The sequence below is a fragment of the Dyella sp. ASV21 genome (assembly GCF_016428975.1).
GTDB lineage: Bacteria > Pseudomonadota > Gammaproteobacteria > Xanthomonadales > Rhodanobacteraceae > Dyella.
Map to the genome: position 1 here is coordinate 1 of NZ_JAELTT010000021.1, position 12784 is coordinate 12784.

Genomic DNA, 12784 nt, shown 5'->3' on the forward strand with positions numbered 1-12784 from the left:
ATTGCGCACAATCCCAGGGTCGAATCCAATGGGTGGGAATTGCAGCGCTTGTTGTCGCGTGGCTGGCGATTGCCGCCTTCAACAACCTGCGTCACTAGGCATTTTCGTGAGGTCCGCTACCGACCCGTAGCGGACATCACAAAAAGCTACTGCTCAGCAAAGGAAACGGGGATGGTTGAAATAGGCATGTCCAGGGCGATGAAGTATTGTCTTGTTGGCAACGCCATCGGGCTCGTCCTATACGTCGTTGCTTGCTGGAGTGTGCTGGCTGCCGGCTCGGATGGTCGTATCGAGGCTGACGACGGTCCTGCATTCATATCTCTCGGCCTGACTGTACTGCCAGTCCTTCTCGCATGCACCCTTCTCAATATCGTTGTGTTCGTCAGAGCTGTGCGCCATTTATTTACGGGTAGAGGATGGAGCTTGCTCGCGGCATGGCTAGCTTCAATCACCATTTGGACGTGCGTTCATTTGTATGTTCGAGGCCACATTGGCTAAATCTTCGCCGATTTTTCCGGTAACGAAAGTGTCCGCTCCCGACCCGTAGCGGACGCTACAGAGTTCAAAACGCTCTAACCTTGCGAGGCGACGGATAAGGGGGCTGCCGATGCGCGGATTCATATTCGCAATTTGCACAACGTTGTCGATCTTTGGCTTCTTTGTGGCATTTAGCCTTCCGCCGGTATTTCCATCGTGCGCAGAGTGTTTGTCGCATCACCAACGCAACGTCTTGGCGGCTGGCTTTGCCTTCCACATTGTGATGCTAGCCTCCGCGTTGATCGCCTATTTTCGTATGGGTATCGCCTGGGCCCTGGATCGCCGTCTTGGCTTGTTTTGGCCAGTCTTCGGAACAGTCGCCGCGACCTTGACGCTTGCCGGCGTTGGAATGAACCTCAACGGCGTGATGGGCCCTGACTTTGGACTGGCGAGGCTCGGCATGGTCGTTACAGCGCCTGCCATATTGCTTTCCATTTGGATGGTTGTATTCCATGCCAGACGAGCGAAGCGTGGCGCGGCTAGGTAGTCCCTGTTGGTGCGAAAAGCGGTAAGGTCCGCTTCCGACCCAAAGCAGACCCCGTGAACATTCGACAAGGTTGCCCATGCGCAATGACAGCAGGTTTGGCCTGATCGTATTCGCAGTCGCTGTTTTGGCTTCCCTGACGCCACGCTATGCGATCGGGCAAAGCGCGCCTATCGGCGAGGGGCCAGAGAATATGTGTATGAGGGGATTGTGGAAGGCGCTGTTGCCCTTGGTGGAAACCCATGGCGGCTATATCGTCGCCGGGGACCTAGAGCGTATCGCGAAGATCAAGCTGCCTGCGCCCGTTTCCGTAAGCTCTACCGATACCATCAGTAGTCTCGAATGGATGGCGCCCTATTCGATCCCCTCGGCCGTCCCGGGGCGGCCCGCTTGGACCGGGGAAGCCAAACTTTCGACGCGATTGGAGCTGCATCATGAATCTTCTCCCGCACCGCTTCTGTATACCTGGCAGCGGATGCAGCGTCGCATCAATGGCAGCCGATCCTCGAATCTCGACCTGGCGTGCATAGGTGGTGCCGATGGCCTGAATCTCAGCGAGGCCGAAGCGGACCTGGAGGCGATGGGCCTTAAGCGGATCGGCAGCCTTTCCGCGCCGCAGCCAGTCGAAGTCTTCTATCAGGGCATGCATGGGCGCGTAGACCTGTATTACGCCACCCCGGTAGCGACGGTTCCATACGTCGTCTCCGTGCATATTTCCGGCACAGATATGACGCGGACATCAGCACAACCGAATTCACCGTAGGTCAGCTTTCGACCCGAAGCGGACATGGCCTCGCCTGAAGCCGGTTGATGAACCGCGGTGCTGGCAAGTAGGCCAATCTCGCCAATGCGCGAGACACCCCTTTGCGGGCATGCTGGAAATGTCTGAAAGCTCACGTCAGTTCCGGAAGTCGCGTTTTTCTGGAGACCAGATTGCTTTCTAAATGATTGTATATACTTGGTTTATTGCTGTTCCGAGTCTCGCGGAAAACACCATAGTTTGTACCAACGTCCATTTGATCCAAAACACCGTGGTCCGGATCAGGGCAGTCGCAATTTTTGAACTGACGGGTATTGACTTGCCTCGTTGGCGGCGTATTATCTGTACCCGCTAGTTCTTTAATGAACTCAGCCCGCCACCCCGGTATCGGTACTCCCTCCCCCTCCCCCGTCCGATACCGGGGCTTGGCCTCTCTCCTTCCCCTTTTTCTCGGAGCTCGCGCAAGCCGCGGTGGACGCATGGCGTATGCGCGTGGTCCGATAGATTCATGGCGGATGGCGAAGGAGCGTGCATGTCGTTGGATCTGGGACTGTTGTTGGTGTGCATGCTTGGCATTGGCTTTCTCGCGCAATGGCTGGCGTGGCGCGTGCGGCTTCCGGCGATCCTGTTCCTGCTATTGGCAGGCATCCTGCTCGGACCGGTCGGTGGCGTGCTGCAACCGGACAAGCTGCTGGGGCCGTTGTTGTTCCCGGTGGTGTCGCTGGCGGTGTCGTTGATCCTGTTCGAGGGCAGCCTCACCCTTCGCTTCAGCGAACTACCGGGCATCGGCAAGGTAGTGCGTGGGCTGGTCAGTTACGGCGCGGTAGTTGCGGTGCTGTTGCTGGGCGTGGCGGCGCACTACCTGGCGGGCCTCAGCTGGGAAGTGGCATGGCTGTTCGGTGCGCTTACCTGCGTCACCGGCCCAACCGTGATCGCGCCGATGCTGCGCACGGTGCGCCCCAATGCGCGCATCGCCAACATCCTGCGTTGGGAAGGCATCGTGATCGACCCGCTTGGCGCCTTGTTCGCCGTGCTGGTGTTCGAGGCGGTGGTATCGCATCACGAAGGGCGCACGCTGGGCGTTTTCCTGGGCGTGGTGGCTTGTGGCACGGGGATGGGTTTGCTCGCGGCGTGGCTGCTCGCCTTTCTGTTGCGTCGACAGATGATTCCCGACTACCTGCAGAACTACGGCGCGCTGGTAGCGGTCTTGTTGGCGTTTTCGCTGTCCAATGCCATGGCGCACGAATCGGGCTTGCTGGCCGTCACCGTGATGGGCATTGCGCTGGGCAATATGCGCGGCATCCACATCGATGACATTCTCGACTTCAAGGAAAACCTCACCACTCTGTTGGTGTCATCCCTGTTCATTCTGCTGGCGGCGCGATTGACCTGGCCTTTGCCGCACGGTGTTTTGTGGTCAGGCGTTGCGATCTTCCTCGTTGCGCAAATCGTGGTGCGTCCGGTAACGGCAATCATCGCCACCGTGGGTAGCAGCTTGAGCTGGCGCGAGCGCGCGTTGATCGCGTGGATCGCACCACGCGGCATCGTGGCGGCGGCGGTATCGGCCTTGTTCGCCCTGAAGCTCGACGCCTTGGGCATACGTGGGGCGGAATACCTGGTGCCGTTGGTATTTATCCTCATTATCGGCACGGTGGTATTGCAGAGCGCCACCGCACGGCCGCTGGCGTTGTGGCTGAAAGTGTCCGAGCCCGATCCGCATGGCGTGTTGATCTATGGTTCGGATGCCGCGGCTCGCGCCATGGCGTTGGCACTGCACGAAGCAGGTTTTCGCGTGGTGGTGGCCGATGAGAACTGGGAAGGTATTCGTCAGGCGCGCATGGACGGCCTCGTCACCTTCTACGGCTACCCTGCTTCCTCGTACGCGGAGCGGCATCTGGATCTGACGGGCATTGGCCGCTTGCTGGCGATGTCGCCCAATCGGGAGCGCAATGCGCTGGCGTGCGTGTACTACCGCCAGGAATTTGGGCGCACCAAGGTCTATCGCCTGCAACACGAAAATACGCAGAGCAGTTCGGACCGCGCCCAATTGGGTGGGCATCTCTTGGCGCCAGTGTTGTTCGATGCACAGATGACGCACGAGCATTTGCTTGAACGGCTCGCGGAGGGTTGGCGCATCAAGTCCACGCGCCTCACGGCGACGTTCGATTGGCCGCATTTCATAGAGCAATATGGTTCGGCCACGGTGTTGCTGTTTGGCGTGGAAGAGAAAGGCGCGTTACGCGTGGCGTCGGTGAAGCGTGAGCTGGAGCCGCGTCCGGGCTGGCTGGTCATTGCGCTGGTGCCGCCGGAGCCGGCCGCCGCAAGCTGAGCGATCGACGCGGGTTCGCCGCGTCGATCGCTCAAGGTTGGCTGGTGCGCCAGTGGTCGAGGTTGCTCAGGCCGCACTGGCCTGGCGGGCCGCCTGGAACTGCGCTTCTTCGGTGGAACCCTTGAGCGCGGTGGTGGACGACTGGCCTTGCTGGATCGCCTGCGTGACCGCATCGAAGTAGCCGGTACCCACCTCACGCTGATGCTTCACCGCGGTGAAGCCGCGTTCTGCAGCAGCGAACTCGCGTTCCTGCAATTCCACGAAGGCGCTCATCTGGCGGCGTGCGTAGCCATAGGCCAGATCGAACATGCCGTAGTTGAGGCTGTGGAAGCCGGCCAGCGTAATGAACTGGAACTTGTAGCCCATCGCGCCCAGTTCCTTCTGGAACTTGGCGATGGTGGCGTCGTCCAGGTTCTTCTTCCAGTTGAAGCTGGGCGAACAGTTATAGGCCAGCAGCTTGCCCGGGAACCTGGCGTGGATGGCTTCGGCGAACTTGCGCGCTTCTTCCAGGTTCGGTTTGCTGGTTTCGCACCACACCAGATCCGCATACGGCGCATAAGCGAGGCCGCGACTGATCGCTTGATCCAGCCCCGGACGCACGCGGAAAAAGCCCTCCACGGTGCGCTCGCCGGTAACGAACGGCTTGTCGTTGTCGTCGATATCGGAGGTGAGCAGGTCGGCAGCATCCGCATCGGTGCGCGCGACGATCAGGGTCGGCACGCCGAGCACGTCGGCGGCCAGTCGCGCGGCATTGAGCTTGTCCACCGCTTCGCGGGTGGGCACCAGCACCTTGCCGCCCATGTGGCCGCACTTCTTCACCGAGGCGAGCTGGTCTTCGAAATGCACGCCGGCCGCGCCTGCTTCGATCATCGCCTTCATCAGCTCGAAGGCATTGAGCACGCCGCCAAAGCCGGCTTCCGCATCCGCCACGATCGGTACCATCCAATCGATGTCGTTCTGGCCTTCGGCATGATGCAGCTGATCGGCACGCAGCAGCGTGTTGTTGATGCGCTTAACCACCAGCGGCACCGAGTTGGCCGGATACAGCGACTGGTCGGGATACATTTCGCCAGCGACATTCGCATCGGCGGCTACCTGCCAGCCGCTCAGATAGATCGCCTGCAAGCCGGCTTTCACCTGCTGCATGGCCTGGTTGCCGGTGAGCGCGCCGAGTGCGTTGACGAAGTCCTCCTTGTGCAGCGACTTCCACAGGCGTTCGGCGCCGCGACGGGCGAGCGAATGTTCCACCGCCACCGTGCCGCGCAGGCGCGCCACATCCTCGGCGCCGTAATTGCGCTGGATACCGTTCCAGCGGGGATTGTTCTTCCAGTCCAGCGCGATCTGTTCGGCGGTGGGCAGCGTGTTCTTCATGGGAATCTCTCCTGCGTATCCGTGATGCGTGAAGGCAAAACTGGTAAGGCTCAGAGCTGCTGATAGGCCGCCAGGGTGAGGAAGTCGCCGAGTTCGTCGGCGTGTGTGAGTTGCTTGAGCAGGGTCGCGGCCTGTTCGGCGCGGTGCGCGTACGGGCCGCCGCTCTTGATCAGGCGATGGGTGTGCTTGACCAGCGAGTGATCGAACAAGGCGAAGTCGATCGGCGCGTGATCGGTGAATTCCAGGGGGCCCAGGTGCAGCCACTGCCACAACTGCGAGCGGGCGATCTCGGCGGTGGCCGCGTCTTCCATCAGGTGATGGATGGGCACGCAGCCCTGCCCGTCCAGCCACGAGGCGGTGTAGCGCAGTGCCACGTCCACGTTGTTGTCGAAGCCTGCACGCGTGATAGTGCCGCTGCACGGGGCAATCAGTTGGTTGCGCGTCACGTGCACGTCCGCACGCACCACGTTGAGCTGGTTCGGTGAGGGCATGTACTTGTCGAACACTTCCTGTGCCACCGGCACCAGCGCCGGATGCGCCACCCAGGTGCCGTCATGGCCGGCCTGCACTTCGCGCAGCTTGTCCGCGCGCACCTTGGCCAGCGCCGCTTCGTTGGCCGCTTCGTCGCCCTTGATCGGTATCTGCGCCGCCATGCCGCCCATGGCGAAGGCGCCACGGCGATGACAGGTCTGGATCAGCAGCTCCGAGTACGCCTTCAGGAACGGCACCGTCATCAACACCTGGCCGCGATCCGGCAACAGGCGGTCGCGATGGGCACGGAAGGTCTTCAGGTAGGAGAAGATGTAATCCCAGCGTCCGCAGTTGAGGCCCACGACGCGGCCGCGCAGGGCATGCAGGATCTCGTGCATCTGGAACACCGCGGGCAGCGTCTCGATCAGCACCGTCGCCTTGATGCAATCAGGCGGAAGATCCAGTGCCGTTTCGGCGGCGGCCATCACCTCGTCCCACAACGCGGCCTCTTCCATCGACTGCAGCTTGGGAAGGTAGACATACGGGCCGCGATCGCGTGCCTGCAGCATGCGGGCGTTGTGAAAGACGAAAAGGCCGAAATCCACCAGCGCGCCCGCCATCGGCTCGCCATCCACCTCGATATGGCGCTCAGGCAGGTGCCAGCCGCGCGGACGCACGATCAGCACGGCCGGGTTGCCGTTCACGCGGTAGTGCTTGCCCTCGGGTGAGGTGTATTCGATGGTGCCGCTCACCGCGTCGTGCAGGTTGATTTGGCCATCCATTTGGTTGGCGAAGGTGGGCGCCGAGGAATCCTCGAAGTCGGCCATGAACACCTTCGCGCCGGAGTTGAGCGCGTTGATGATCATTTTGCGCTCGACTGGGCCGGTGATCTCCACGCGACGGTCGCGCAGGGCTGCCGGAATCGGCGCCACGGACCAATCGCCTTCACGGATGGCGGCGGTGTCGGCACGGAAGTCCGGCAGCTCGCCTGCGTCGTAACGGGCCTGGCGGGCGCCGCGGGCTTGCAGCAGTTCCAGGCGGCGTTCGTCGAACTGGCGATGCAGGTGGGCCAGGAAGCTCAGGGCTTGGGGGGTGAGGATGGCATCGTGTTCCGGACGCGTGGCGCCGAGGATCTGGGCCGGGGTCGGGGCGACGCGTTCCTTGGGGACAGCCATGGGAATCTCCGTGATGACGATGGGATGACACTAGGTCCCATGACTTGGCTTTGACAAAGCAAATGTTTCAATTTTTGGTATTGTTATTCTCAATACAAAGTGTAAGTACTTGTCCCAAAAGCTATGAGCAGACCACTAAAACGGCTGAACAAGGCAAAAAAGGGCCGTGTTGCGGCGCAAAAACGACGCAAAGGCGAGGGCGCCGACGAGGAGCGCTTCTACTACAAGGGCAATCGCCAGAAGCAAATGCGCGCGTTTGTGTACACCGTGAAGCTGGGCACGCTGACCCGGGCGGCGGAGGCCCTGTTCCTGTCTCAGCCAACGGTGAGCTTGCAGTTGCAGGCACTGGAGCGGGAGTTGGGCGTGAGCCTGCTGGAGCGCCGCCGCCGCCGCATCAATCTCACCGACGCAGGCGAAGCCCTGTACGAACTGGCCCGACCCCTGGTGGAGGGCTGGGAGAACCTGGATCGTGACTTCCAGGCCAAGGTAAAGGGGCTGCAGAGCGGGCGCCTGACCATTGCCGCCGGCAGCTCCACCATCCAGTACCTGCTGCCGGACTTGGTGCGTCGCTACCGCGAACGTTTCCCCGAAGTGCAACTGCAACTGGCCAACGTTACCGGCAAGGACGGCCTGGCGTTGCTGCGCGCCGACCAGGCGGATTTTGCGGTCGGCTCCATGCTCGACGTGCCGCATGACATCGCGTGGGCGCCGGTCTATCACTACGACCCCATGTTGATTACGCCGCTGGATCACCCGCTGGCGTCCAAGGCCACGGTGACCTTGCAGGATCTCTCGCCCTACGGCCTGATTCTGCCGCCGCAGCGGCTATCCACGTTTCGTTTGGTCGATCTGGTGTTCCAGCAGCGACAGGTGCCCTACCGCGTGGCTATCGAGGTGGGCGGCTGGGATGTCATCAAGGAGTACGTGGCGATGGGGCTGGGCATCTCCATCGTCACCGGCATCTGCATCACCGACGCCGACCGCACGCGTTTAGCCGTCCGTAACATGAAGCAGTATTTCCCCCAGCGCAGCTACGGTGTGGTGATGCGCAAGGGCAAGTTTCTCAGTGCGGAGGCGCGGGCCTTCGTGGATCTGGTGAGGCCGGGTTTGCTGACGCATCGCGACTACGATGAGTCGGGGCATTCGGAGCGTTGATGCGCTCGGATGCGCTATCGAGAGCGACTCGTGTTGGCCCTAGGGGGAAGATCGAGTGGCAGTTCTATGGCCTGGTTGGCAATCGCCGCCCGGCGGGCGTTTTGATCGCCTGCCGGCGCTCGAGTCACTTTTCATTTGCCGGCCCAAAAGAAAAGTAACCCAAAAAAATGGCCTCAAAGGCTCATAGCGATAGAAGGGATAGAAGCCTGGCGGTCTGCGTCCAGTCGGCCAGCCAGCGTGTTACCTCAAAGCGACGGCTGCACCGTGGGGCGAGCGACCTTTGCGGATAGGCGTTACCCCGGCCGATGCAGCGCCAGCTTTACTCCGAAACCCATCAACACCGTTCCGCAGACACGGTCCATCCACTGGCCCACGCGTGGCCGTGCGTTCAACACGTGGTGGATATGGCCGCCCAGCAACGCCAAGACCAGCGACCAGCATGAACCGGTGCCGATAAAGCTCAGGCCCAACACCATCAGGCCCAGTTGCGGATGCGGCGCGCTCATCGAGACGAACTGCGGCAGGAAAGCCAGGAAGAACAGCGCTACCTTGGGGTTGAGCACGTTGGTCAACATGCCCTGGCGAAACGCCGCGACAAGGCCGGTGCCGCGCGTGGCGCTCGGTTGACGCGGGCCATCGGCGCGGGTGAGCAGCATGCGCAGGCCGATCCATACCAGGTAAGCCGCACCCAGGTACTTGAGTGCCGTGAAGGCGATCGCCGAGGTCATCAGGATCGCCGAGATACCCAGCACGGCCGCCAGCGTATGCACGATGCAGCCGGCCTGGGTGCCGAGCGCGGCCATCGCACCCACGGCGCGGCCTTCGCGGCCGCTGCGGGTAAGGATGTAGAACGTATCCAGCCCGGGCGTCAGGTTCAGCGCGACGCAGGCGAGCAGGAACGCTTCGAAATGCTGGATGCCGAGCGAACTCATGGAAAGCCTTTAGTCGTTGGCGTTGCGGTGCTTGCCGCGGTAGGGCGTGAACAGCGCGCGGATCTTCGCCATGTCGGCGTCGTGATCGGCGGTGGCGTGCACCACGGGGCCAAGCGTGAAGGTCTTGCTGGGGTAATCAAGGAACAGCGTCTGGATCGGCACGTTGGCCTCGTGCGCAATGCGCAGAAAGCCGGACTTCCAGTGCGTGACGCGCTTGCGCGTGCCTTCGGGCGTAATACCCAGCCACATGCGGCCCTTTTCATCGAACCGCTGCACCATTTGATCCACCACGTTGAGCGCGGCGCTGCGATTGATGGGGATCATGCCGATCGGGCGCAGGATGATGCCCAGCGGGCCTTCCAGTACTTCGCGCTTGATCATGATGTTGATGTCCACGCCCAGGCCGATCTTCATCAGCAGGCCGTAGTAGCCGTCCCAGTACGACGAGTGCGGCGCGCCGATAAGGATCAGCTTGGGCACGTTGGGCAGCTCGCCCAGCAACTTCCAGCCGGACAGGCGCAGCAGGCAGCGCGCCAGCCAGGGCCAGAATCGGCTATTGAGCTTGGGTGCTTCGGGCGGGGCAGGGGGGAGCATCGGGATGCTCATTCACGACTCCAGTCACGCGAACGCGTCTGCTTGAGCTTGCCTCGTTGCTGCTTGCCGACGAGGCGGCGTTCTTGCGAGCCGCGAGTAGGTTTGGTGGCGATGCGCGCCTTGGGTACCACCAGCGCACCTCGAATGATCTCGACCAGTCGCTCGCGTGCGTCCTCGCGGTTGCGGCCCTGGTCGCGAAAGCGGCGTGCCTGGATCACCAGCACGCCGTCGTCGGTGAGGCGCCGGTCGCGGCGCGCCAGCAGTCGCGCGCGCAAGGGCTCGGGCAGGGAAGGCGAGTGCGCCACGTCAAAGCGCAGTTCCACCGCGCTTTCGGTGCGATTGACGTGCTGCCCGCCGGGACCGTCGGCACGCAGGAAGCGCTCGGTCAGCTCGGTCTCTGGCAGGACAATGGATCGGCTGATGGTGAGCATGCTGCACAGTTTAGCGGGCGCGCATGACACGCTCCACGCCGCGTTGCCGCATCAGGCCGTGGGCAGCGACCAGCCGAAGCGCTGCAGCAGTTGCTGGTAGGCGGCATCCAGTGGGGCCTCCAGGCACATGGCCGCCCCGGTGACCGGATGCGCGAAGCGCAGCCGCCAGGCGTGCAGCAGCATGCGGTGGCAGCTGAAGTACTGCTTATACAGGCGGTTGTGGTCGCCGCGGCCGTGCTGACAGTCGCCGATGATCGGGTGGTGGATATGCGCCATGTGCTTGCGGATCTGCCGGAACCGCCCGGTCTGAGGCTCGGCCAGCACCAGCGCGTAGCGCTGCTGCGGATAGCGGCCCAGCGCAATGGGTACTTCGATGGTGGCCAGGCGTTGGTAACGGGTTCTTGCCTCGCGGCGTGGGCCGGAGTCCTTGGAGCCGGGCAGGGGGTAATCCACCACGGCCTCCTCCGGCTCAGGCCAGCCGCGCACCACCGCCAGATATTGCTTGTGCACGTCGCGCCCCATGAATTGCTCACCCAGTGCGGCGGCGATCTCGCTGGAGCGCGCCACCAGCAGCACCCCGCTCGTGGCGCGGTCCAGGCGATGCGCGAGGTAGGTGGTGCCACCCACTTGTTCGCGCAGCAGGTCGATCAGGAATTCTTCCGCGTTGCCCACCATCTTGGAGCGATGCACGGCGAGCCCCGCGGGCTTGTTGACCGCGATAAGGGCGTCGTCCTGATAGAGGATGTCGAGCATGGGAATGATTCACCTGGGCAGAAATACGCCGTGGATCACAGAGAGCCGTCATGCCCGCGAAAGCGGCGAGCCGGTGTCGTTGGCCCTTGTCGACCCACAGCCGAAGCGAAGCACGGGTGCTCCGCTTTCATGGGGATGGCGAGGGTGAGCGTCAGCGCCGCGGCCAGCCTGCGGCGAACGCGATCAACCCGGCCACGCCCACCGTGGTCGCGTGCCACGCGCCATGCGCCGGCGCCAGCGTCCACAGCACCGCGCTGCTCACCAGCAGGCTGCTGCCCAGCAGGCTGAACGACAGTGCGCGACGCGTGCGCTGGGCGTCCTCTTGCCGTTGTTCCAGCTCGCGCGGGTCGCACACAGTGCGCTGTTCGCCCTTGGCTACCTGCTGCAGGGCATGGCGCACCAGTTCGGGGAACTGCGGCGCGGCGTGGAACCATTCCGGCAGGTGCTTGCGTACCTCGCGCAGGGTGCGCAGCGGGCTGTAGCGCTCGCGCAGGATGCGCTTGAGCACCGGGTGCGCCACCGCCCAGATGTCGATCTGCGGATCGAGCATGCGACCCACGCCTTCGATATTGAGCAGGGTCTTCTGCAGCAGGATCAACTGCGGCTGCAGGGTGAGTTCGTAGCGGCGTGCTGTCTGGAACAGTTTCACTACCAGCTCGGCCAGTGAGATCTGCGACAGCGGGCGGGTGAAGTAGGGTTCGCACACCGTGCGCACGGCCGCGGTGAGTTCGTCCAGGCGCACGGTGGAGGGCATCCAGCCGGCGTCGACGTGCAACTGCGCGATGCGCGCGTAGTCGCGCTCGAACAGCGCGATGAAGTTCTGCGCCAGCCAGTACTGATCCTCTTCCGGCAGCGAACCCATGATGCCGAAATCGAGGGCGATGAAGCGCGGTTCGCCCGGACGTGCCGTGTCCACCCAGATGTTGCCGGGGTGCGCATCGGCGTGGAAGAAGTTGTCGCGGAACACCTGTTCGTAGAACAGGCGCACGCCCTTTACCGCCAGCGCCTTGCGATCCACGCCGGCGGCATCGAGCGCGGCGATGTCATCGCAACTCACGCCGTACACGCGTTCCAGTGTAAGTACGCGCGTGGCGGTGAGGTCCCAGTGTACGGCTGGCACGTACAGGTCCACGCCGCTCTCGAAATTGCGGCGCAGCAGGCTGGCGCTGGCGCCTTCGCGCTGCAAATCCAGCTCGTTTTCCAGCATTTTCTCGACTTCTGCCACCACGTCGAGCGGGCGGATTTTGTCGGCGTTGGGGTGCCAGCGTTGCGCCAGTTCGCCCAGCGAGCGCAGCAGCTTGATATCGCGTTCGATGCGCTTGTCGATGCCTGGGCGCAGTACCTTTACCACCACCGCACTGCCGTCGTGCAGGGTCGCGGCATGCACCTGGGCGATCGAGGCGGAGGCCAGCGGGGTTTCGTCGAAGCCGGCAAACAACTGGCTGACCGGCGCCTTCAGTTCCTGCTCGACGATGGCGCGAGCCTGGGCGCCCGGGAACGGCGGCACCTGGTCCTGCAACTGCGCCAGTTCATCGGCGATGTCGGCCGGCACCAGATCGCGGCGGGTGGACAACACCTGGCCGGCCTTCACGAAGATCGGGCCGAGATCGGTCAGCGCCAGACGCAGGCGGGCACCGCGCGAGAGCGTGCTGATATCGCTGCGCGGGCGCGCCACGAAGGGGCGCACCAGTTTGAGCGGACGAAACAGATGCGCTGCATCGACCAGTTCGTCGAGGCGATAGGCCAGCAGTACGGAAGCGACGCGCATGGCGCGCGGTATAACCTTGAGCGG

At 63.0% G+C, this 12784-nt stretch carries 11 protein-coding genes; 4 read left to right on the plus strand and 7 right to left on the minus strand.

Going from position 1 to position 12784, the window contains the following annotated elements; all coding sequences use genetic code 11:
• The first annotated feature begins 607 nt into the window (after nt 1–607).
• The 3 genes from JHD67_RS09245 (at nt 608) to JHD67_RS09255 (ending at nt 4110) form a co-directional block, all read left to right on the plus strand.
• On the plus strand, nt 608–1024 hold the full coding sequence (locus JHD67_RS09245; RefSeq protein WP_199098891.1) for a hypothetical protein: 417 nt from the start codon (nt 608–610) through the stop codon (nt 1022–1024).
• 76 nt (nt 1025–1100) lie between these two features.
• Entirely contained in the window at nt 1101–1784 is a 684-nt protein-coding gene (locus JHD67_RS09250) for a hypothetical protein (protein WP_199098892.1), read from the plus strand.
• A gap of 529 nt (nt 1785–2313) precedes the next feature.
• Nucleotides 2314–4110 carry a sodium:proton antiporter gene (locus tag JHD67_RS09255; RefSeq protein ID WP_199098893.1) on the plus strand — a complete coding sequence of 599 codons (1797 nt, stop codon included), beginning with the start codon at nt 2314–2316 and terminating at the stop codon, nt 4108–4110.
• A 66-nt stretch (nt 4111–4176) separates the two neighbouring features.
• Here JHD67_RS09255 and aceA read toward each other — a convergent pair whose 3' ends face one another.
• Entirely contained in the window at nt 4177–5481 is a 1305-nt protein-coding gene (gene aceA / locus JHD67_RS09260) for an isocitrate lyase (protein ID WP_199098894.1), read from the minus strand.
• Between the two features lie 50 nt (nt 5482–5531).
• Nucleotides 5532–7127, minus strand: coding sequence for a malate synthase A (gene aceB, locus JHD67_RS09265; protein WP_199098895.1), 1596 nt, complete (start codon nt 7125–7127; stop codon nt 5532–5534).
• Between the two features lie 123 nt (nt 7128–7250).
• Here aceB and JHD67_RS09270 point away from each other — a divergent pair, with 123 nt between their 5' ends.
• Nucleotides 7251–8282, plus strand: a complete 1032-nt coding sequence (locus JHD67_RS09270; RefSeq protein ID WP_199098896.1) for a LysR family transcriptional regulator — start codon at nt 7251–7253, stop codon at nt 8280–8282.
• A 293-nt stretch (nt 8283–8575) separates the two neighbouring features.
• Here JHD67_RS09270 and JHD67_RS09275 read toward each other — a convergent pair whose 3' ends face one another.
• The 5 genes from JHD67_RS09275 to ubiB all read right to left on the minus strand — a co-directional run bounded on the left by JHD67_RS09275 (nt 8576) and on the right by ubiB (nt 12760).
• Entirely contained in the window at nt 8576–9214 is a 639-nt protein-coding gene (locus JHD67_RS09275) for a LysE family translocator (RefSeq protein WP_199098897.1), read from the minus strand.
• 9 nt (nt 9215–9223) lie between these two features.
• Nucleotides 9224–9808 (minus strand): 1-acyl-sn-glycerol-3-phosphate acyltransferase, encoded by a 585-nt coding sequence (locus tag JHD67_RS09280; protein WP_233171768.1) that lies wholly within the window; start codon nt 9806–9808, stop codon nt 9224–9226.
• Nucleotides 9809–9816: 8 nt separating this feature from the next.
• Nucleotides 9817–10239 (minus strand): alternative ribosome rescue aminoacyl-tRNA hydrolase ArfB, encoded by a 423-nt coding sequence (gene arfB / locus JHD67_RS09285; RefSeq protein ID WP_199098899.1) that lies wholly within the window; start codon nt 10237–10239, stop codon nt 9817–9819.
• A gap of 51 nt (nt 10240–10290) precedes the next feature.
• Entirely contained in the window at nt 10291–10992 is a 702-nt protein-coding gene (locus JHD67_RS09290) for a pseudouridine synthase (protein WP_199098900.1), read from the minus strand.
• Nucleotides 10993–11143: 151 nt separating this feature from the next.
• Nucleotides 11144–12760 (minus strand): ubiquinone biosynthesis regulatory protein kinase UbiB, encoded by a 1617-nt coding sequence (gene ubiB / locus JHD67_RS09295; protein ID WP_199098950.1) that lies wholly within the window; start codon nt 12758–12760, stop codon nt 11144–11146.
• Nucleotides 12761–12784 lie beyond the last annotated feature (24 nt).

Excerpts from the sequence above, each read along its gene's own strand:
- JHD67_RS09245 (WP_199098891.1), top strand. The coding sequence starts at position 608 with ATGCGCGGATTCATATTCGCAATTTGCACAACGTTGTCGATCTTTGGC.
- JHD67_RS09250 (WP_199098892.1), top strand. The coding sequence starts at position 1,101 with ATGCGCAATGACAGCAGGTTTGGCCTGATCGTATTCGCAGTCGCTGTT.
- JHD67_RS09255 (WP_199098893.1), top strand. The coding sequence starts at position 2,314 with ATGTCGTTGGATCTGGGACTGTTGTTGGTGTGCATGCTTGGCATTGGC.
- aceA (WP_199098894.1), bottom strand. The coding sequence starts at position 5,481 with ATGAAGAACACGCTGCCCACCGCCGAACAGATCGCGCTGGACTGGAAG.
- aceB (WP_199098895.1), bottom strand. The coding sequence starts at position 7,127 with ATGGCTGTCCCCAAGGAACGCGTCGCCCCGACCCCGGCCCAGATCCTC.
- JHD67_RS09270 (WP_199098896.1), top strand. The coding sequence starts at position 7,251 with ATGAGCAGACCACTAAAACGGCTGAACAAGGCAAAAAAGGGCCGTGTT.
- JHD67_RS09275 (WP_199098897.1), bottom strand. The coding sequence starts at position 9,214 with ATGAGTTCGCTCGGCATCCAGCATTTCGAAGCGTTCCTGCTCGCCTGC.
- JHD67_RS09280 (WP_233171768.1), bottom strand. The coding sequence starts at position 9,808 with ATGCTCCCCCCTGCCCCGCCCGAAGCACCCAAGCTCAATAGCCGATTC.
- arfB (WP_199098899.1), bottom strand. The coding sequence starts at position 10,239 with ATGCTCACCATCAGCCGATCCATTGTCCTGCCAGAGACCGAGCTGACC.
- JHD67_RS09290 (WP_199098900.1), bottom strand. The coding sequence starts at position 10,992 with ATGCTCGACATCCTCTATCAGGACGACGCCCTTATCGCGGTCAACAAG.
- ubiB (WP_199098950.1), bottom strand. The coding sequence starts at position 12,760 with ATGCGCGTCGCTTCCGTACTGCTGGCCTATCGCCTCGACGAACTGGTC.